This is a genomic window from Nesterenkonia sedimenti (assembly GCF_012641515.1).
In the GTDB taxonomy this organism is placed as follows: domain Bacteria; phylum Actinomycetota; class Actinomycetes; order Actinomycetales; family Micrococcaceae; genus Nesterenkonia; species Nesterenkonia sedimenti.
Genome location: NZ_JABAHY010000012.1, coordinates 52,787 through 73,876, shown reverse-complemented (window position 1 = coordinate 73,876; position 21,090 = coordinate 52,787). Strand labels below are relative to the sequence as shown.

Below are 21,090 nucleotides of genomic sequence, written 5' to 3'. Positions count from 1 at the left end.
ATCAAAAGCCATAAACACCACCCACCAGACGAAGAAACCTCAGGCTGGGATGTTGGCCCACCACCTGACTGGGCAGTAGACGATGCAGCCCAACCCCAACCTGCCCGACACCTGACCTGGACCCGGAAATGGACTGGCCGTGGCTGTTTGGTAACTCAATAGTGACCCCGGGTCCACGAGGCTGGGGGAGTGGGTGCGAGGTGTAGTGGAGGTGCCCTGAGCCTTTCCACTCTGCGAATGGCTCTGAGTAGGGTTCGCACCTTATGTGTTCTCAATAGTTGGGGCTTATTGTGAACGCATGGGTTTCGGGCACAACCACTCACATGCCGGCGGAAATGACGCCGGAGCTTCCCACCGGGGGAGGCTCGCGCTGGCCTGCGCCATCACCTTCGGCATCGTCATTGCCCAGGCCCTCGGAGCATGGATCACCGGATCTTTGGCGCTGCTCACCGATGCCGTGCATTCCCTGACCGACAGTATTGGACTGCTGGTGGCAGTTATCGCTGCCGGGTTGATGTTCAAAGCCGCGACCACACAGCGGACCTGGGGATACCGCCGAGTGGAGATCCTGGCCGGTCTGATCCAAGCCGCGCTCCTGCTGGGCGTCGGGACCTACGCCGCCATCGAAGGTGTTCAGAGGCTCAGCAACCCCCATGAGGTCCTCCACGTCGAACTGCTGATCTTCGGTGCCGTCGGACTGATCGGAAATCTCATCTCCCTCTGGGTGCTCTCCTCAGGTCGGCAGGCCAACTTCAATATGCGAGCCGCATTCCTGGAAGTTCTGGCAGACGCCCTGGGATCCATCGGTGTGATGGTCGCAGCCGTGGTGATCTGGACCACCGGATGGCAGCAGGCCGACGCCGTGGCAGCCCTGGTCATCGCAGCGGTGATCCTCCCGCGGGCGATCATCCTGCTCCGCGAGACTGGAAGGATCCTCCTGGAGTTCGCCCCGCGCGGACTAGACCTCCAAGAGGTCCGGGCGCATCTGCTGGAAGTGGAGCACGTCAAAGAGGTACACGATCTCCACGCCTCCACAGTAGCCACCGGGCTCCCAGTCCTTTCCGCCCATGTGGTGGTGGACGAGGCCTGTTTCACCAGCGGATGTGCCCCGGAGAAGCTGGCAGAACTGCGGTCCTGTGTGGCCGAACATTTCGATGTTCCGGTGGAACATTCCACCTTCCAACTCGAGACCGAAGCCCAGGCCCGTGCTGAAACGCACGTCCACTGAATGCAATAGCACTGGTAAGGTGTCTTCACGGTGTGCCGGGAAGTCGGGTCGGCGGATACTGCAACGCAGTGTTCATCTGAGTATCTGTAAGATGCTCTGAGCGCTTTGTGCACTTGCACCACCGACCGTACGCATCCGAGCACCGAGGAGGACACCTGCATTGAGCTTGCTGGTTCTCCTCTTCCTCACCCTGATTCTGGTGCCCGCCGCAGCGGCAGTCCATAAGCTTCTCGGCCGCGATACCGGCTGGTTCGCCGCCGCAGTTCTGCTGGTACTGGGCTGTCTGACACTGCCCTGGCTGGCCGGAATCATTGAGGGGGAGACTACCGAAGAGTTCCTGCCCTGGATCCCCACCGCAGTCGAAGTGGGAATCAGCCTGAGGCTGGACGGACTTGGAATGGTCTTCCTCCTGCTCGTCCTATTCATCGGTGCACTGGTGATGGCCTACTCGGCCCGCTACTTCGCCCCCGAGAAGAAGACATCCGACTACTACGTCTGGATGCTGCTGTTCGTCTTCGCCATGTCCGGCATGGTCCTGGCAGACGATATGATCCTGCTCTTCGTCTTCTGGGAATTCACCACCCTGTGCTCCTTCTTCCTGATCAACCGTTCAGGTGATAAAGCACCGGCACCGGCCCAGCGGACCTTGCTGATCACCATGGCCGGCGGACTCGGCCTGCTCACCGCAGTGCTGATGATCATCGTCCGCGCTGGCACCACCAGCCTCTCTGAGGCCCTGGCAAATGAGCAGGTCTGGAACGACCCCGTCTTCACCGGTGTGGTCGCCGTGCTGATCGCCTTCGCGGCCTTTACTAAATCAGCACAGTTCCCCTTCCATCTCTGGCTCCCCGACGCCATGGTGGCCCCGGCCCCAGTCTCGGCCTATCTGCACGCCGCGGCCATGGTTAAGGCCGGTATCTACCTGCTGCTGCGGTTCTCCCCGGCCTTCGAAGGCGTTGCCATCTGGCAGTCCCTGCTGATCATCTGCGGTCTGATCACAGCCGTGATCGGTGCGCTCTTCGCCCTGCAACGTCACGACATCAAAGAGATCATGGCTTACTCCACGGTCTCCCAGCTGGGCTTCCTAGTAGCCGTGATCGGTATCGGCACCCCGACCGCGATTGCCGCAGCAACTATCCACGTCATCGCCCACGCGCTGTTCAAATCCAGCCTGTTCATGATGGTCGGCATTATCGAGCACGAGGCGCACTCCAGGGATATCCGGGTGCTCAACGGACTGCGCAAGACAATGCCGGTCAGCTTCGTGATCACAGTGCTGGGCTGTCTGTCCATGGCCGGTATCCCGCCGCTGTTCGGCTTCGTCTCCAAGGAGAACCTCCTCAAAGGCTTCCTCTCGGCGGAAAGCGAGCCCGCACTCTTCGGCCCAGGACTGACCTGGACCATCACCATCCTTGGTGTCGCCGCATCAGTGGGAACCTTCGCCTACTGCGGCCGGATCGTGCTCGGTGTTTTCACCACCTACCGCGGCACCGGCAAGAACGACGCCGGCCACACCGTCGATGCCACAAATGGTGACGACGCCTACGCACCCATGGACGAAAAGGGCGCCCATGAGGCACCCTTCAGCTTCTACCTCCCGGCCCTGCTGCCGGCCATCGGTGGTCTGCTGGGCTTCGCCCCCTTCATCTTCGACGGACTGGTCACCGCCTCCACCCAGGCATCGACCACCTCCAGCTACGAGCCCTACTTCTACCTCTACGGTGGGCTGAGCACCGACCTCATGCTCTCGGTGATCATCATGGGCGTGGGACTAGTGGCCGTACTGGGCCGGACCCGGCTGGACAACATCATCCCGCGCAAGATCCTGCCCTTCACCGGTGTAGGCGTGGCCGAGAGCATGCGCACCGGCTCCATCGCCTTCGGCCGGAAGGTCGGCGACCTCACCCGCACCGATATGCACGGCCTGCACCTGGCAGTGCCCGGCCTCTTCCTGATCGGTATCTTCGTGGCTGGACTGCTGCACGTCGGCGATGTCGGCTCCTTCACCGAGGGCCACACCCGGATGACCGACTGGGTGCTCATCGGCCTGCTGGCCATCTTCCTGCTCGGCACAGTCCTGGCCGAATCCCGGACCGCGGCCGTGGTCCTGGCCGGCGGTGCCGGCTTCGTGGTCGGCGCCTGGTACTTCGCACTCGGGGCAGTCGATGTGGGTATGACCCAGCTGCTGGTCGAGATCCTGACCGTGGTGGTCCTAGTTCTGGTTCTGCGGAAGCTGCCACGGAAGTTCCACAAGGTCTCCAAGACGCGAACCACTGTCGCAATCGTGGTGGCACTGGTCTTCGGAGCCATGGCATTCATCGCCACCTACGCCCTGACCGGACGGCGCGGCCAGTCCCCGGCAGCCGAGTGGTACCTCGAGGAGACCTACGAGACCGTCGGGGCACTGAACACCGTCAACTCCATCCTGGTCGACTTCCGAGCCCTGGACACCTTCGGTGAGCTCACCGTGCTGGGTGTGGCCGGCTTCGCGATCCTCGCGGTGCTGAACTCCGCGTTCTCCACCTCGGATAACGAGCCAGCCGAATCCCGCCACTGGATCGGCACCCCGCTGGACAATGCCGCGGATAACACCACCGCAATGCGCAGCGTCTTCAACTGGATGGCACCATTTATCGTGCTGCTGTCGCTGATCCTGCTGCTGCGCGGACACTACGACTCCGGAGGCGGCTTCATCTCCGCACTGGTGCTCGGCGGCTTCTTCGCCCTGCGGTACCTCGTGGCACCCTCGGACTCCACGGTGAAGCTCCGCTTCGACTACGCCCTGGTGATCGTCGGCGGCATCATCGTTGGCGCGGTCATCGGATTGGCCGGCTTCCTCGATGGTGCCGAAGGCTCCTACCTGCGGCCCATTGTGATCGCAGAAGGCCTGCCGCTGCCCTGGGGCACCGAGGCCGGGTTCACCCTGACCACCGCGCTGATCTTCGATGTGGGCATCTACCTCGCAGTCATCGGCGCAGTCCTGGTCGCTCTGGACCGCCTTGGCCAGGCCCAGCGCTACCCCGCGGAGCTGCTCAAGGAGCATATGAAGGCCCAGGGTCAGCAGACCGGGGAGATCAACCAGATCGAAATGCACGCCGGGGCAGACCCCGGGGATGTGCCGCTGGAAGCCGAAGGCGAAGGCTGGCACCCCAAACCCACCGGGCGTCGTCGTCGGTTCTCCACCCGTAACCGGGGAGGTGAGGGTCAGTGAGTATCGCAATCGCCGTAGGCATGCTGACCGCTGCAGCCGTCTACCTATTCATGCAGCGCGGTATGGTCCGCATCGTGCTGGGCTTCGTCCTGGCATCCCACGCGGCCAACCTGCTGCTCTTCGCCGCCGGCAACACCGCCTACCGCGGAGTGCCCTATATCTTCACCTCCGAATACGGTGAAGGCGGAGACCCACTGCCGCAGGCCTTCGTGCTCACAGCCATTGTGATTGCCTTCTCCATCACCATGTTCATGGTGACCCTGGCCATCACCACCACCGGCGACGACGACACAGAGGACGAGGAAGAATCCCCCGCCAAGGTGCTCACCGCCGCCGACACCAATGACGTCACCTCCGCGAAGGTGGACACCAGCTCCACCGGTGCTGTGGCCGCTGGAACCGGGGGAGCGGATGCCTCCCCGGAGTCCCCGGTCCACGATTTCGAACCAACTGAGTCAGATGTGGCAGGACTCGACGACGACGTCGCCGAGGCACCTAACGCTGATTCCTTCGGTGATGAGACACCCACCGCCGAAACCGAAAACGAGACACCGAAAGATGGGGGTGAGAAGTGATGGAGGAGATTCTCCCACCGCTGCTGCCCCTGCTGGTCGGCATCCCACTGCTGATGGGTGCACTGGGTGCGGCCCTGCGGAAATCGAAACGGGCCCGGCACATCATCAGCCTCGGCACGCTCAGCGCCCTGCTGGCGTTTTCGATCCTGCTGGTGATCGCCACCCATGACGGAACAGTGCTGGCCCATAGGGTCGGTTTCTGGGACTTCGCCCCGCAGATCGCCATTCCCTTTGTGGTTGATGCGCTGAACTCCCTGGTGCTGATGATCATCTGCATCCTCGGCATCACCTCGGTGATGTTCGCGATGGCCACCCACGAGGCGCGAGCCAGGTTCTACCACCCCTTCGTGCTGATCCTGATGGCCGGTGTTGCCGGGGCCCTGATGACCGGAGATATCTTCAACCTCTTCGTGTTCATCGAGGTCATGCTGCTGCCCAGCTACGGGCTGCTGGCCATGATGGGCGCGAAACTCGGCGCCCATGGTGCCCGGATCTATGTCTCGGTGAACCTCCTGGCCTCCACGCTGCTGCTCTTCGGCATCGGCCTGGTCTACGCCACCGCCGGTACGGTGAACCTCGCAGAACTGCACGGCAGGGCCGCAGAGGACCCGGCCATCGCCGTGGGTGCCGCCGTGGTGCTGACCGCGATCAGCATCAAGGCCGCAGTGGTGCCCGTGCACGGCTGGCTGACGCGCACCTACCCGATGACCTCCCCGGCAGTGACTGCACTGTTCTCCGGTATCCACACCAAGGTCTCCATCTACGCCATCTACCGCATCTACTCGGTGATGTTCGACGGCGACGACCGGTTCCTGTGGATCGCCCTGCTGGTCACCAGCCTCACCATGCTTATCGGTGTCCTCGGCGCAATCGGTGAGAAGACCACACGCTCCATCCTGGTCTTCCACATGATCAGCCAGATCGGCTACATCCTCATCGGCGTCGGGCTCTTCACCGGGCTGGGTCTGACCGCGGGTATCTTCTACCTGCTGCATCACATGATCGTGAAGGCCAGTCTCTTCCTCTCCACCGGAGCGATTGAGGAGACCTACGGAACCGGTGAGATAGACAAACTCGGCGGTATGGCCAAACGCGAACCGCTGATTGCAGCGACCTTTATGATCGCCGCGCTCTCCCTGGCCGGACTGCCGCCCTTCTCCGGATTCGTGGCGAAGTTCAGCATCATCCAGGCCACCCTGGAGCAGGCCCATTACTGGGTGGCCGCAGTGGCCGTGCTGGTCTCGGTGTTCACGCTGCTCTCGATGCTCAAGATCTGGGTGGGTGTGTTCATGGGCAAGCCGCCTGAGGACCTCGAGGACCGCGCCCTGAGCTATCAGGAACGGATGCACGGCAAACGGTACCTGCGGGTCCAGGCACAGGCAGAGAACCCCACGCTGACTATCGGACCGCCGACGGCGACGATGTCGGCAGTGCTCTCCGGTGAGCGGGCCGTGAAGGTGCCTATGAAACTGATCATCCCCGGCGCTATTCTGGCCGCAATCACCGTATTCTTCGGGCTCGGCGCTGAACTGCTGATGATGCTCTCCGAGACCGCGGCCGAAAACCTCCTGAACCCCCAGGACTATGTGGAGGCGGTGATCAACTCATGAGTGCAGACACATTCCACCCACGCGGGCCCTGGATCTGGCGGATCATCACCTTCCTGTTCTGGTACGCCAAGGAGTTCATCCTGGCCAACACCAGGGTCAGTCTCGATGTGCTGCGACCTAAGGGACGCCAGAAGATGAGCCCGGCGATCATCGCCGTGCCGGCAGCCAGTGAATCCGATGCCGAGTGGACGATGATCTCCAACTTCATCACCCTGACCCCAGGGACTCTGACCCTGACCATCTCCCGGGAGCATAAGATCCTCTACGTCCACGGCATGTTCGTGGACTCCCGGGAAGCCCTGGTCGCAGAGATCCAGGAAATGGAGAACCGGATGCTGGGCGCAATGCGCCGGAAGCCCGGAGACCTCAGCCGCCCAGTGGAAGCACCCGTGGTGGAACCAGTGGACGACCCTGAGGCAGGTGATATCCAGTGATCTCCGAACTGACCCTGGAAATCGCCCTGATCCTCTTGGGGCTGGGCATGCTGCTGGCAGGTGTGCGGGCCTATCTGGGCCCCAAGATCACCGACCGCGCGGTGGCCGCTGACCTCATCTTCTTCGCGATCATTGGGTTCATCGCCCTGATCGGACTGCGCACCAATATTGAGGCGCTATTCGACATCATCCTGATCGCGACCCTATTGGGCTTCATGGCTGCCATCTCAATGGCACGACTCGGATCGGGAGGTCGGCGCTGATGGAAATCTACGAAATCGCTCATGCTGCCGGTCTGGTCCTGGTCTTCGTCGGGATCCTGACCATCATCATCGCCGGCATCGGGCTGTTCCGACTCCCGGACCTCTACCTGCGAGCATCTGCGGTGGGTACCTCTGCCGGACTCGGTGTGGCCGCCATCGTCGCCGGTGTGCTGCTGATGGACTTCAGCTGGCTGAACCTCATCAAAGCGATTGTCGCGATCATCGCCCAGCTGCTGACCTCAGCGGTGGGTTCGATGGCCATCGCCCGGTCCGGATATCTGAATTATTCCCTGCCGGCAGAGATTACCCATACCGATGATCTGATGAAGACACGTAGGGATAATTTCAGCAAATAGTGGTTAGTCTGGTGGTATGAGCCACCAGAATCCTGCGGATCAGACCGGACTCACCCCTCATCAGATCGAGGAGGACCCCGAGACTCACGATGTCTTCGATGAGGAGGCGACCTACGAGGATTCCACTCATCCAGGCACGGTCTCCGCAGCGGCGGACCAGCCGTATCTGGTCAAGGCTCGTCAGCGTGAGGAATATGCCGAAACTGTCCGCTCCGAGCAGGACAAAGGCAAAGCTGACTCACCGCTGAAACTCAGCGGTGCCACCTGGAAGTACAGCATCAAACGCAGTATCGCGGAGTTCAGCCGCGATCAGTGCACGGATCTCGCCGCGGGGCTGACCTACTACACTGTGCTGTCGATCTTCCCGGCACTGATAGCCCTGGTCTCGATCCTCGGTCTTGTCGGTGAGGCAGACCGGGTCACCGGGTTCTTCGTAGACATGGTCGCCGATATGACCGATGACAACCAGGACGTCATGGGTGCGGTGGAGCTCGTCGTCGGAAATATCACCACCACCGGGGGAGCAGGCCTCGGACTGATCATCGGTATCCTGCTGGCTATCTGGACGGCCTCCAATTACGTCAATGCCTTCTCCCGGGCCATGAATCGAATCTGGGAGGTTGAGGAGGGCCGGTCCTTCCTGCAGCTGCGGCCGGTGCTCTATGCGGTCACCGTGGCCCTTATTGTGCTGGTCGCTATGGCAGGTCTCACGCTTGTGGTCACCGGGCCGATCGCTGAGTCTATCGGCAATGTGATCGGCATGGGGGAGACCGCGGTGGCGGTCTGGAACTGGGCCACTCCCTTTGTCATGATCCTCATTGCGGCTCTGGGCATTGGGCTTCTGTACTCGACCACCCCGAATATCAAACAGCCCGGACCGAAATGGACCTCCGTGGGTGCGCTGATCACCATCGTGGTCATGATCATCACCACCGTGGGCATCGGAATCTACGTGATGAACTTCGCCAACTATGGCGCCACCTATGGGTCCCTGGCCAGTGTCATCATCTTCCTGTTCTGGGTGTACATCATGAACATTGTCCTGCTGCTCGGCGCAGAACTTAATTCCGAGCTGGAACGCGGACGCCAGTTGCAGGCCGGCATTGAAGCGGAGCGCACCGTTATGCGGCCCCCGCGAGAGACCAAGGGTCTGGAGAAGAAGAACGAAAAATACGAGAAGCTGATCTCAGCAGCACATGCCCTGCGCCTCTCCGAGGGGAAGACCTCAGACCCCGAGGATCTCTGGCGCCGCTAGCTGACTAAGCATCTGCGTAACTCGCAGTCCTGACCAGTGTTATGGACGTAACACTTTGTCATATTTCGAATTGTGGAATTTTACTGGAATGTTCAGATGGCGGTCATGCTGCGTTACAGCTGTGTTTCAAGGGCGGCCTCATAGCGTGTGACGCCTAACGCAACCTTGGGTTCTTCTGGAATTTTCCTGGACGCCGAGATCCTTGAAATGGCGGGCCTCCGCTGTGACGAGCGCCATGAAAACTGTACTGCACGGATTGTTTCATGAATATTGATCCGCGCGACTTGACTTCTTCCTCGCAGGCGTTCCGCCGATGATGCTAAGTAAACCCGCCAGTAACGATTCGATTACGGGCTCACAGCGGGTTCACAGGAGGCCGTCGAGGGGTCGTAACCTAGGTGGCACCTTAGTGCTGGTGTGAGTTGTACAACTCCACCGGTTCATTCGCACCTATGAATGAGGAGCAACATGGAACTGCGCAAGCTATCCGCCGCGACGGCCATTCTGGCCTCCGGCGCACTGGTTCTGTCAGCATGCACCCCCGGTGATGACACCGGCGGGGACAACGGCGATACCAATGGTGACAATGGTGCCGCCAACGGTGACGCCGATCCCGGCGATGCTGAAGGCCAGGAATTCACCGTTGAGCCTGAGGACGGCGGCAAGGCTGACCTCGGCGACGACTTCGAGACCGCTGAGGACGAAATCAGTGTCTCGCTGGGTCCGCAGCCTTTCAACAGCTACAACGGCCTGACTCCGAGCAACTACAACGTCTACAACTCCACCATCGTGGACCGGCTGTTCGACGGCTTCTCCTATGTCGGCACCGACCTCGAGATCTACACGAACGAGGAGTTCGGCTCCTACGAGGTGATCAGCGAGGATCCCTTCACTGTGGAATACACCATCAACGATGAGGTCGAATGGTCCGACGGCACTCCGGTGACTGTTGCTGACTACGTGCTGGACTGGGGTACCTCCCGTTACATCGGTGAGGGAATGTTCGACGGGATCTCCCCGAACTTCGGTACCTACGTTCCCGATGGTCCTCAGGCTGAGTCCTATGACTCCAAGACCTTCACTGTGGAATACCCCGACGGCGCCTACGCTGACTGGGAACTGATGGTTCAGTACGCCCATCCCTCCCACATCGTGGCCCAGGAGACCGGCATCGAGCAGGAAGAGCTGGTCGATGCGATTCTCGAGGGCGATGAGGACATGATCGAGGACATCGCCGAGACCTGGAACACCCTCTGGGAGACCGATCCCGGCACGCTGCCCGATGAGGACCTCATTCCCTCCTCCGGCCCCTACATCCTGTCCGATTGGCAGGACGGGGAGTATGTAACCCTCGAGGCCAATGAGAACTACTGGGGCACCCCTCCCGGTGTCTCCACCCTGGTCTTCCAGTTCGTGGACAACGCAGCGCATGTCCAGGCGCTGCAGAACGGTGACCTCAACGCCATCGTTCCCACTGAGACTGTGGACACCCGTACCGAGCTGGAGAACCTCGTGGAGCAGGGCCAGCACGCCATGCATGTCGGCGATAAGGCAACCTGGGAGCACCTGGATATCCAGTACGGCGAGGGCAGCCCCTTTGCTGAGACTCCGGAGCTGGCCGAGGCCTTCGCCCTCTGCGTCCCCCGCGACCAGATCCTGGAGAACCTCATCCACCCGGTGAACCCGGATGCTGAGCTGCAGAACGCCCGTGAGGTGCTGTCCTTCCAGCCCAACTACGATGAAATCGTTGCTGAGACCTATGACGGTCAGTACGACACCGCCGATGTTGAGGCAGCTGCTGAGATCATCGAGGAGCACGGTGCAGAAGGTACCGAGATCCTGATCGGTCACAACGGCCAGGAGCGCCGTCACGACACTGTCGAGCTCATTCAGGCCTCCTGCGGTGAAGCAGGCTTCGAGATCGAGGACGGCGGCGATGTCGATATCGATATCGCAGCCGGTGAATGGGATGTCGCCCTCTTCGCCTGGGCCGGATCCGGCCAGATCGCATCCGGTCTGAACATCTACGGCTGGGACCGCGAGAACGATGAGCCCCGCCCGCAGAACTGGACTAACTACAACAACGATGACGTCTCCGATGCCTTCGAGACCATCGCCACCAGCGATGACGAGGATGAGATCCAGGAGCAGATCATCGCCCTGGAGCAGGCAATGTGGGAGGACCTGCACGGCATCCCGCTGTACGTCCACCCGGGTATTACCGCTTGGGATTCCTCCATCGCCAATGTGCGCCCGACCCCGGCTCAGAGCCAGCTGGTCTGGAACGTTGAGCAGTGGCAGCGAGTCGCTGAGTAATAACCATGGCGTCCTGACGCACACATGATGGGATACCCTCCCAGAGACGGTGGGGTCCGGCTGATGAACCGTCAGCCCGGACCCCACCGGTGCGTCCAGCGTTCGATACGGAAGGCGACCCCTTAGACCGTGCTGAAATACCTACTCAAGCGCCTGGGCAGTACCGTGCTCATCCTCTTCGGCGCGACCCTGCTGTCCTTTGTCATCATGATCAACACCGGTGATCCCCTGGCGGATCTCCGTGAGATGCAGAGCGACAATGTCGAATACCTCATGCAGGAGCGCATCGAGCGGATGGGTCTGGACCAGCCCTGGTACATCCGTTACTGGGACTGGCTCTCCGGCATCCTCGGCTGCTTCGGCGGCAGCTGCGACTTCGGAACCACCATGACCGGCGCCCAGGTCACACCCGTGATCATGGCCGCGGCCGAGCAGTCACTGCGACTGGTCTTCGTGGCCACCATCGCAGCCATCGTCATCGGTGTCCTCACCGGTATCGTCACCGCAATGCGCCAGTACTCTCTGCTGGACTACCTGGTGACCTTCTTCATCTTCCTCTTCTGGTCCCTGCCGGTCTTCTGGGCTGCCGTGCTAGCCAAGGAGTGGCTGGCCATCCGCTATAACGACTGGATGATGGAGCCCCACTTCACCTGGACTAATATTCTGGTCCTAGCCACCATCCTGGCTATCTTCGTGCCGATGGTCCTCGGCGGCAACGCCAAGCGCCGGCTGATCACAGGCGGCATTATGTTCGCCTTCGTCTGTGCAGTCCTGCCCTGGATGAACGCCGTGAACTTCATGACCCACCCCCGATTGGGTCCGGTCATCATCCTCATCGGCTCCCTGATGCTGGCCGCAGGCTTCACCGCGCTGATCGCCGGGATCCGGAACCGGCGGGTCCTCTACTCCGGGCTGACTGTCGTGGCATTGGGCATGGTCGCCTACTACGCCACCTGGAACCTTCTGCAGGACCCCCCGGGAGGCTGGCTCTTCCTGGGTGCGATGTTCGTGCTGACCATCGCCATCTGTGTGGTCATCGGCCGCAGTATGGGCGGCCACGCACGGGGACAGGCCACTGCAGTCTCGGTGCTGACCGGTGCGCTGATGTCCGGCATGATCCTGCTGGACCACTTCATGTATCACTGGCCCGGCCTGCTCTCTGCCAAGCCGAGGCCCGTGAGCACCATCGGCTCGCATACTCCGACCCTGGATGAGAATTTCTGGGTCACCGCTCTGGATCAGATGACCCAGCTCTGGCTGCCCTCGGTTTTGATGGCCCTGCTCTCGCTGGCCACCTACACCCGATACACCCGAAGCTCCATGCTGGAGGTCCAGAAGCAGGACTTCGTGCGCACCGCACGGGCAAAGGGCGTCACTGAGCGCACAGTGATCCTCAAACATGCCTTCCGCAACGCCATGATCCCGCTGGTCACCATCGTGGCCTTCGACTTCGCCGCATTGATCAGTGGATCCATCGTGGTGGAGCAGGTCTTCGGCTGGAATGCCATGGGCAATGTCTTCATCACGGGCATGCAGACCAATGATCCGGCGCCGGTTATGGCATTCATTCTTGTGACAGGTTCAGTGGCCGTACTGTTCAACCTGTTGGCAGATATTCTTTACGCCGTTCTCGACCCAAGGATCCGAGTATGAGCAACGACCAGACTCCAGAGCAGCAGAACACTGACCAGGACCAGCAGATGGTCGACCTCGCCGAGGTCGAGGACACCAAACTTGAGGAGAAGAGCAAACACTCCTACTCCCAGGGCCAGCTGATCCGGCGTCGGTTCTTCCACCACAAGCCGGCGATCATCTCGCTGATCATGCTGGGTGCGGTGATCATCCTGGCCTTCTCCTCCATCGGATTCGGAGCAGTGCCCGGCTGGTGGGATAAGCACTACCAGGCAACCGGCTCCATCGTTGACGGTGGTCGGCCGATGATGTTCCAGGACGGGAACTTCCTGGGCGAGCATCCCTTCGGCCAGGAGAACGTGGGACGTGACTACTTCGCGATGGTTATGCGCGGAGCCCAGCAGTCCCTGATCGTCGCCTTCGTGACTGCGGTGGTCTCGAGCATCATCGGGATCGCACTGGGCGCCATCGCCGGCTACTTCCGCGGTTGGACTGAGTCGATCATCATGCGACTGACCGACTTCGTCATCGTGGTCCCGACCCTGGTCTTTGCGGCCATGCTGGGACATATCGCTGGCGGAAGTGTGGTCATGCTCGGTGTCCTGCTGGGCTGTGCCACCTGGACGGGTATGTGCCGTCTGGTGCGTGCCGAGGTGCTCAGCATCCGGGAGAAGGAGTACGTCTCCGCCGCAGTGGCCATGGGCGCCTCCCCGGCCCGGATCATCACCAAGCACATGATCCCCAACAGCATCGGTGTCATCATCGTCAACGCCACCTTTGCCTTCGTGACCGCGATCCTCCTGGAGACCACGCTCTCCTATCTGGGGATGGGTGTTCAGCGTCCAGAGGTATCCCTGGGCCTGCTGATCGAGCAGTACCAGAACGCGTTCTCTACCCGACCCTGGCTGTTCTGGTTCCCGGGTCTGTTCATCATCATCATCGCCCTGGCCGGTAACTTCATCGGCGACGGACTCCGGGATGCCTTCGATCCGCGGCAGCGCCGCAGTGGTGACTCCCGGCCCTCAATCGCGGGTGTGCTTGGACTGCGCGGTGTTCAGCGCGCATTCCGTCCCAAGAGCGATGTCGGAATGCCGGCTGCCGGAGGCTCCGGAGGAGCCCAGCTGCCGGCCGGACAGAATGACCCCCACGGCGATGCCAAACGCTTTGGGAGGAAGAAATGAGCCTCATGAATATTCTCGCGATGCAGCCCGATATTGAGGATATTGCCGAAGAAGCAGAGGGTACCGGCGAAGGCTTCTCCACAGCCCCGCTGGTGGTTCTGGGCATCGCCCTGGCGATCCTCCTCAGCTATGCCCTGGTGAAGTTCTTCATCAACCGTGCCCGCGGCGGGCTGCCGGAGGTGGACACCTCGGCTGTGGTTCATCCCGCGGAGTTCGAGACGGATACGGCCCTGCGCTTCGAGGACGTCAAAGTCAGCTTCGCCACCGAATTCGGCACCGTGGATGCGGTCAAGGGTGTCAGCTTCGACATCAAACCGGGTGAAGTTGTCGCCGTCGTCGGTGAATCTGGTTCCGGTAAATCAGTGACCAGCTCCACTGCCATGGGGCTCATGGCCGATAACGCCAAGGTCTCCGGCAGGGTCTTCCTGGACGGCAAAGAGGTCACCAATATCTCCCCGGCCAAACTGCGCAGCCTGCGTGGTGACGAGATCGCCATGGTCTTCCAGGAGCCGATGACCGCGCTCAACCCCGTCCTGAAGGTCTCCGACCAGCTGGTCGAGGCCTTGCAGGTGCATAACAAGGCCTTCGGCCGAGAGGCACTGGCCCAGGCGGTGCGACTGCTGGCAGAGGTGGGCATTCCCGATCCCGAGAAGCGGATCCACGAATACCCCCACCAGTTCTCCGGTGGTCAGCGCCAGCGCATCGTGATTGCAATGGCTATCGCCTGCAACCCCAAGATGATCATCGCCGATGAGCCCACCACCGCCCTGGATGTCACCGTTCAGGCCGAGATCCTGGACCTCATGCGCCGGCTGAAGGATGACCTCAACACCGGCATCCTGCTGATCACTCACAACATGGGGGTGGTCGCCGATATGGCCGACCGCGTCGTCGTGATGTTCCAGGGCGAGGTGGTCGAATCCGGTCCGGTGAACAAGATCCTTCTGGAGCCGGAGCACGCCTACACTAAGCGCCTGCTGGAGGCCATGCCGACCCTCGGTGAGGCCAATATCGAGGTCAATGAGCCCACCCCAGCAGAGGGTGAGGACTCGGCGATGCCCAGTGTGGACCCCGAAGCGGAGCTGCACCTGGAGGCCAAGGACCTCGCCCTGGCCTATAAGAACAAGGGCCGCTCCACCCGGGTGGTCGAAGGCGTGAACTTCGCCGTGGCCCGGGGCGAGATCCTGGGTCTGGTCGGTGAGTCCGGCTCCGGTAAGTCGACTGTGGCCAAGGCCGTGCTCGGACTGCTGGAGGTCGAGGAGGGCGAGCTGCTGGTCCGTGGCCAGAACCTGCCCAAACTGCCCCGGGCGCAGCAGAAGGCTCTGCGGCGTGAGATCGGTGTGGTCTTCCAGGATCCGGCGGCGTCACTGGACCCGCGCTTCCCGATCGGTGAGATCATCACTGAACCGATGGTGGTCCACAAGGTGGGCACACCCAAGGAGCGCACTGCCCGTGCTGAGGAGCTACTGGATGCGGTGAAACTGCCCCGCACCGTGATCAACCGGTACCCGCATGAGCTCTCCGGTGGTCAGCGTCAGCGCATCTCCATCGCTCGGGCGATGGCGTTGAGTCCCTCGATCCTCATCGCCGATGAGCCCACCTCTGCGCTGGATGTCTCCGTGCAGGCCCGTGTTCTGGATATGTTCGCCGAACTCCAGGAGCAGTACGATTTCGCCTGCCTCTTCGTTACCCATGACCTCGCCGTGGTCGACCAGCTGGCCGATCAGATCATGGTCATGGAGAAGGGCCGAGTCGTGGAGCAGGGGCGCAAGGAGCAGATCCTGCGCAGCCCCCGTGAGGACTACACCAAGCGCCTGCTGGCTGCCGCGCCGGTTCCGCACCCCGAGGAACAGCGGATCCGCCGTGAGGCCCGCCGTGAACTGCTGGCATCTCAGGGATTGAGGAGGGACTGACCGGCAGCCCGAGATGACGACGCCGCCCGGTCACAGATATGGGACAGAATCCTGAGGAAGGCATCCATGATGTCGTCCACCGTGGTCGGAATCGGGACTGGCTCGAGGAGGCCCAGGAGAGCAGACGCCGCCGCAGGCGTCGCATCCTGGGCCTCAGCGCTGCCGGACTGGTGGGGCTGACCATTGCGACTTTCCTGGTCCAAGACGGTCCCCGGCGCAGTGGCATGCTGGATGCCCTCGGAGTCACCTGCGGGGAGTTCGTCACTGAATACGGTGAATCCCAGCAGGAAATCTTTGAGCCCTGGCCGGAACATCTGGACACCCTCCGCGAGGCCGCCGAGGAACGGCCCTCCGAGGATGGCAACTTCCACGTCGATCTCTTCACCGAGGAGGTCGAAGACATCGCTCTGCAGTTGGAGGCTGAACCTTCCCGGGCACTGTTCCGTGGCTGGTCGCCGCCGGATCGGACGCTCTCGGCGGAGCCGGTGGGGGATAAGCTGTTCATCGGCCATCACGAGGATATTTGGGTCTTCTCCGAAGCGGTCTCCATCGCTGACCCCGCCACGGGGCAGACCCAGTGGAGTGTGGAATTGGAACACCCCACCCGAGATGACTGGCGGGAACCCACTCGCGTGCTCAACGGTGTCGGTTCTGCCGGGGATTACCTCCTCCTGCAGACACCGGCGGTCAACGGGGACACCGATGTAGTGGCCTTCGATACTGCCTCTGACACTATGGACTGTCTACGACTCGAGGGTGCGGTGGACACGGTGGAGGTTCTGGACAGTCAGCAGCGGGCCTGGCCCAATACGATGAACCTCAACCATGGGCGGACCGGGGAGAGCGAATTCCTCCTGGTACACGGTCTTGATGAGGAGGAAGAGGACCCCTACGACGGGATGGATCCGGTTTTAGAGGTCAGCCGGGTGACTGTGGACCCCCTCGAGGATGAGCTGGAGGGGCCGATGGATGAGGTCTACCCTCCGGAGAACGAGTACACCCAGGCCGAGGCCGAAACAGTCGAGGTCAGCGGAGACTTCCAGACCCTGGACCTCGAGAGCATCCAGCCGCTGGGGGAGCAGCACTATTTCCTCACCTGGGAGAACGGCTACATCATCTTCGAATAACCCCATTTGGTCCGTGGGCGTACACTGGTGTAGTTGAGCGTGTAGAGGCACGCTACGTTTCGCATGCGATTCTCGGAAGGCCCCTTCAGTTTCTATGACTCTTGTATCCCGCCATGACCTGCGCAATGTGGCCATCGTTGCCCACGTTGACCACGGAAAGACCACCCTGGTCGACGCCATGCTCACCCAGACCAAGGCCTATGGCGGCCACGGTGAAAACGAAGAACGAGTCATGGACTCCGGGGAGCTCGAAAAGGAAAAGGGCATCACCATCCTGGCCAAGAACACCACCGTGTTCTACTCCGGGCCCGCCGCTGCCGAGATCGCCAAGGCCGATGCGGTCACCATGAACATCATCGACACCCCCGGCCACGCCGACTTCGGCGGTGAGGTCGAGCGCGGCCTCTCCATGGTCGACGGCGTCGTCCTGCTGGTGGATGCCTCCGAGGGCCCGCTGCCGCAGACCCGGTTCGTGCTTCGCAAGGCACTGGCCGCCTCGCTGCCGGTGATCCTGGTGGTCAACAAAACTGACCGGCCCGATGCCCGGATCGACGGCGTCGTCTCCGACACGATGGATCTGCTGCTGGGCCTGGCCTCCGATGTGGCCGAGGAGAACCCCGAGCTCGACGTCGACGCCGTGCTGGATCTGCCCATCGTCTACGCTTCCGGCAAAGCCGGCCGGGCCTCCAAAGATCAGCCCGCAGACGGCGGACTGCCCGAGAACGAGGACCTCGAACCGCTGTTCGAGACCATCCTGGAGCACGTCCCCGCTCCCACCTACGATGACGAAGAGGTCCTGCAGGCCCACGTCACCAACCTCGACGCCTCGCCCTTCCTGGGCCGTCTGGCGCTGCTGCGCATCCACAATGGCACCCTGCGGAAGAACCAGCAGGTCGCCTGGGCCCGGAAGGACGGCTCCACCAAGACGGTGAAGATCACCGAACTGCTGGCCACCAAGGGCCTGGAGCGGGTCCCTGCTGAATCCGCCGGACCCGGCGATATCGTCGCCGTCGCCGGTATTGAGGACATCATGATCGGTGAGACCCTCACCGATCTGGAGAACCCCAAGCCGCTGCCGAATATTGTGGTCGACGATCCCGCGATCTCGATGACCATCGGTATCAACACCTCCCCGATGGCCGGCCGGGTCAAGGGCGCCAAGGTCACTGCTCGCCAGGTCAAGGACCGCCTCGACGCCGAGCTGATCGGTAACGTCTCCATCAAAGTCCTGCCTACCGACCGCCCCGATATGTGGGAGGTTCAGGGCCGAGGCGAACTCGCCCTGGCCATCCTGGTCGAGCAGATGCGCCGCGAGGGCTTCGAGCTCACCGTGGGCAAACCCCAGGTGGTCACCCAGGAGATCGACGGTGCGATCCATGAGCCCATGGAAGCCATGACCATCGACGCACCCGAGGAGTACATGGGTGCCATCACCCAGCTGATGGCTGCCCGCAAGGGCACCATGAACACCATGTCCAACTCCGGCTCCGGCTGGATCCGGATGGAGTTCAATGTCCCCGCCCGCGGACTCATCGCCTTCCGCACCACCTTCCTGACCATCACCCGCGGTGCCGGTATCGCCTCCAGCTACGCGGCCGGCTTCGAGCCCTGGAAGGGCGCGATCGAATACCGCACCTCCGGCTCCCTGGTCGCCGACCGGGCCGGCAGTGCTACCCCCTTCGCGATGATCAACCTCCAGGAGCGCGGCACCTTCTTCGTCGAGCCCCAGTCCGAGGTGTACGAGGGCCAGGTTGTCGGCGAGAACTCCCGCGCCGACGATATGGAAGTCAACATCACCAAGGAGAAGAAGCTCACCAATATGCGAGCCGCCTCCGCCGACAGCTTCGAGGGGCTGACCCCGCCCACCAAGCTGACCCTGGAGGAGTCCCTGGAGTTCGCCAACGACGACGAATGCGTGGAGGTCACCCCGGAGGCCATCCGCATCCGCAAGGTCATCCTGGACGCCTCCGAGCGGCTGAAGGCCTCCCGCAAGAAGAAGCAGGGCGCTGCGGTCTAGAGGTCTGCGCTGATGCCTCGCTCGGTCCTGCTGGGAATCTGTTTTGCCTCCGGGGCGATGCTGGGAATCCTCGGCACCGCCCTGCACGGCAGCATCTGGATGCTGGGCAGCGATCCCACCTCCGCTGCCATGCTGCCCTGGGGAGCCGCCCTAGCCCTGCTGATCCAACTGCTGGCCCTGCTCTGGGCCGGTACCACCGGACGCAGTCTCGTGGAGCCCATGCTGCTGGGCAGCACCACTTTCACTGTGGCCACTATCGCCTACCTCTGGCCGGGCCCCGACCAGCTGGTGGTGCCCTTTGCCTCCCAGACCTGGGAGGCATTGCCTGGTTCCGTGCTGGCCTCGCTGATCTGGTGGCTCGGTACGGCAGTGATCACCCTGATCGGCATGTTGGTGGTCAAATGGGTGCTGGTGGCCGACGTCGCCGAGGAGGCAACTGAGCAGCCGCTGAGACAGGTAGACTGGGAGGCACTATGACCTATGTGATCGCCCTGCCCTGCGTAGACCTCAAGGACAAGGCCTGCATTGATGAATGCCCGGTCGACTGCATCTACGAAGGCGAACGCTCCCTCTACATCCACCCTGACGAATGCGTGGACTGCGGCGCCTGTGAGCCGGTCTGCCCAGTGGAGGCCATCTATTACGAAGATGACCTCCCCGAGGAGTGGAATGAGTACTACCGAGCCAATGTCGAGTTCTTCGACGACATCGGGTCCCCCGGTGGTGCCGCCAAGATGGGCATGATCGAAAAGGACCACGAGGTCATCGAGGCCCTGCCGCCCCAGGAACACGACGAGCACTGACCACTAAGCACTAGGGCAGGAGGCCGCACCCGTGCTGAACCTTCCGGAATACCCCTGGGAGGCCATGGCCCCCTACCGGCAGCTGGCCGCAGAACACCCTGATGGGACCGTGGACCTCTCCATCGGTACTCCGGTGGACCCCACCCCCCAGGTGATCCAGCAGGCCCTGGCTGCCGCCGCCGACGCCCCCGGGTACCCCACCACCTACGGCACTCTCGCGCTGCGCGAGGCAATCAGTGACTGGTTCGCCCGGCGCAGGGGAGTGCAGGGCCTGGATCCCGCCGCCGTGCTGCCGACGATCGGCTCCAAGGAGTTCGTCGCCTGGCTGCCGACCCTGCTGGGGCTGGGCAGCGATGATGTGGTGCTGCGCCCCGAGATCGCCTATCCGACCTATGACATGGGCGCAATCATCGCAGGGGCGAAACCGGTGGCCACAGCCGACCCCCTGGCACTCGATGAGGAAACCCTCAGCCGGGTGAAACTGATCTGGCTGAACTCACCGGGCAACCCCACCGGAAGTGTGGACTCCGCCGAATGGATGGCGCAGGTTGTTGCCCTGGCACGCCGGATCGGGGCCGTGGTGGCCTCTGATGAGTGCTATGCGGAACTGCCCTGGGAGATCGACCGGGTGCCCTCCATCCTGGACCCCGAGGTCTGCGCCGGCAGCCACGAGAACCTGCTTGCCGTCTACTCAGTGTCCAAACAGTCCAATCTGGCCGGCTACCGGGCCGCCTTCGCCGCCGGTGACCCCGAGCTGGTGAAGAACCTCGTCAACGCGCGCAAGCATGCCGGAATGATCATGCCCGCACCGATCCAGGCCGCCCTGCAGGCAGCAGTCAGCGATGACGCCCATGTCGATGAGCAGCGGGAACTGTACCGGCATCGTCGTCGTACCCTGATCACCGCTGTGGAGGCCGCAGGCTTCCGGATCGAGCACTCCAAGGCGGGCCTCTATCTTTGGGTCACCGATGGGTCCTCGGACACCTGGTCACAGGTTCAGCGGATGGCGGAAAAAGGCATCGTCGTCGGGCCTGGAATTTTCTACGGAGAAGCCGGCGAAGGCTATATCCGCCTGGGCCTGACTGCAGCCCAGGAGCGCATCGAAGCCGCAGCCCAGCGGCTGCAAAAGGGCTGACCACAGCCGCCATCAGGCGCAGCATATTTCCGTG

The 21,090-nt window shown here is 62.2% G+C and carries 17 protein-coding genes; all 17 read left to right on the top strand.

The window, feature by feature from the left end:
* Positions 1–298 precede the first annotated feature (298 nt).
* The 17 genes from HGQ17_RS11855 to dapC all read left to right on the top strand — a co-directional run bounded on the left by HGQ17_RS11855 (position 299) and on the right by dapC (position 21,056).
* A complete protein-coding gene (locus HGQ17_RS11855; protein WP_168888148.1) occupies positions 299–1,228 on the top strand; it encodes a cation diffusion facilitator family transporter in 930 nt (309 codons plus the stop codon).
* 160 nt (positions 1,229–1,388) lie between these two features.
* On the top strand, positions 1,389–4,439 hold the full coding sequence (locus tag HGQ17_RS11850; protein WP_168888147.1) for a DUF4040 family protein: 3,051 nt from the start codon (positions 1,389–1,391) through the stop codon (positions 4,437–4,439).
* Positions 4,436–5,014 carry a sodium:proton antiporter gene (locus tag HGQ17_RS11845; RefSeq protein WP_168888146.1) on the top strand — a complete coding sequence of 193 codons (579 nt, stop codon included), beginning with the start codon at positions 4,436–4,438 and terminating at the stop codon, positions 5,012–5,014. Before HGQ17_RS11850 ends, HGQ17_RS11845 begins: the two co-directional genes overlap by 4 nt.
* On the top strand, positions 5,014–6,624 hold the full coding sequence (locus HGQ17_RS11840) for a monovalent cation/H+ antiporter subunit D family protein (protein WP_168888145.1): 1,611 nt from the start codon (positions 5,014–5,016) through the stop codon (positions 6,622–6,624). The genes HGQ17_RS11845 and HGQ17_RS11840 overlap by 1 nt, the downstream gene beginning before the upstream one ends.
* Positions 6,621–7,058, top strand: a complete 438-nt coding sequence (locus HGQ17_RS11835) for a Na+/H+ antiporter subunit E (RefSeq protein ID WP_168888144.1) — start codon at positions 6,621–6,623, stop codon at positions 7,056–7,058. Before HGQ17_RS11840 ends, HGQ17_RS11835 begins: the two co-directional genes overlap by 4 nt.
* Entirely contained in the window at positions 7,055–7,321 is a 267-nt protein-coding gene (locus HGQ17_RS11830) for a monovalent cation/H+ antiporter complex subunit F (protein ID WP_168888143.1), read from the top strand. Before HGQ17_RS11835 ends, HGQ17_RS11830 begins: the two co-directional genes overlap by 4 nt.
* Positions 7,321–7,677, top strand: coding sequence for a cation:proton antiporter (locus HGQ17_RS11825; RefSeq protein ID WP_229503519.1), 357 nt, complete (start codon positions 7,321–7,323; stop codon positions 7,675–7,677). Before HGQ17_RS11830 ends, HGQ17_RS11825 begins: the two co-directional genes overlap by 1 nt.
* 16 nt (positions 7,678–7,693) lie before the next feature.
* Positions 7,694–8,932, top strand: a complete 1,239-nt coding sequence (locus HGQ17_RS11820) for a YihY/virulence factor BrkB family protein (RefSeq protein ID WP_168888142.1) — start codon at positions 7,694–7,696, stop codon at positions 8,930–8,932.
* A gap of 468 nt (positions 8,933–9,400) precedes the next feature.
* The gene (locus HGQ17_RS11815) at positions 9,401–11,248 is read left to right on the top strand and encodes an ABC transporter substrate-binding protein (RefSeq protein ID WP_168888141.1); all 1,848 of its coding nucleotides are present in this window, start codon (positions 9,401–9,403) and stop codon (positions 11,246–11,248) included.
* Between the two features lie 129 nt (positions 11,249–11,377).
* A complete protein-coding gene (locus HGQ17_RS11810; RefSeq protein ID WP_168888140.1) occupies positions 11,378–12,901 on the top strand; it encodes an ABC transporter permease in 1,524 nt (507 codons plus the stop codon).
* On the top strand, positions 12,898–14,061 hold the full coding sequence (locus HGQ17_RS11805) for an ABC transporter permease (protein ID WP_168888139.1): 1,164 nt from the start codon (positions 12,898–12,900) through the stop codon (positions 14,059–14,061). Before HGQ17_RS11810 ends, HGQ17_RS11805 begins: the two co-directional genes overlap by 4 nt.
* Entirely contained in the window at positions 14,058–15,974 is a 1,917-nt protein-coding gene (locus HGQ17_RS11800) for an ABC transporter ATP-binding protein (protein ID WP_229503518.1), read from the top strand. Before HGQ17_RS11805 ends, HGQ17_RS11800 begins: the two co-directional genes overlap by 4 nt.
* Positions 15,975–16,012: 38 nt before the next feature.
* A complete protein-coding gene (locus HGQ17_RS11795) occupies positions 16,013–17,101 on the top strand; it encodes a hypothetical protein (RefSeq protein WP_168888138.1) in 1,089 nt (362 codons plus the stop codon).
* 94 nt (positions 17,102–17,195) lie between these two features.
* Positions 17,196–19,118: a translational GTPase TypA gene (gene typA / locus HGQ17_RS11790; protein ID WP_168888137.1), complete on the top strand. Its 1,923-nt coding sequence runs from the start codon at positions 17,196–17,198 to the stop codon at positions 19,116–19,118.
* A 12-nt stretch (positions 19,119–19,130) separates the two neighbouring features.
* Positions 19,131–19,595 (top strand): hypothetical protein, encoded by a 465-nt coding sequence (locus tag HGQ17_RS11785; protein ID WP_168888136.1) that lies wholly within the window; start codon positions 19,131–19,133, stop codon positions 19,593–19,595.
* Positions 19,592–19,921, top strand: a complete 330-nt coding sequence (fdxA, locus tag HGQ17_RS11780; protein WP_168888135.1) for a ferredoxin — start codon at positions 19,592–19,594, stop codon at positions 19,919–19,921. The genes HGQ17_RS11785 and fdxA overlap by 4 nt, the downstream gene beginning before the upstream one ends.
* A 31-nt stretch (positions 19,922–19,952) precedes the next feature.
* Positions 19,953–21,056, top strand: coding sequence for a succinyldiaminopimelate transaminase (dapC, locus tag HGQ17_RS11775; RefSeq protein WP_168888134.1), 1,104 nt, complete (start codon positions 19,953–19,955; stop codon positions 21,054–21,056).
* The last annotated feature ends 34 nt before the right edge of the window (positions 21,057–21,090 follow it).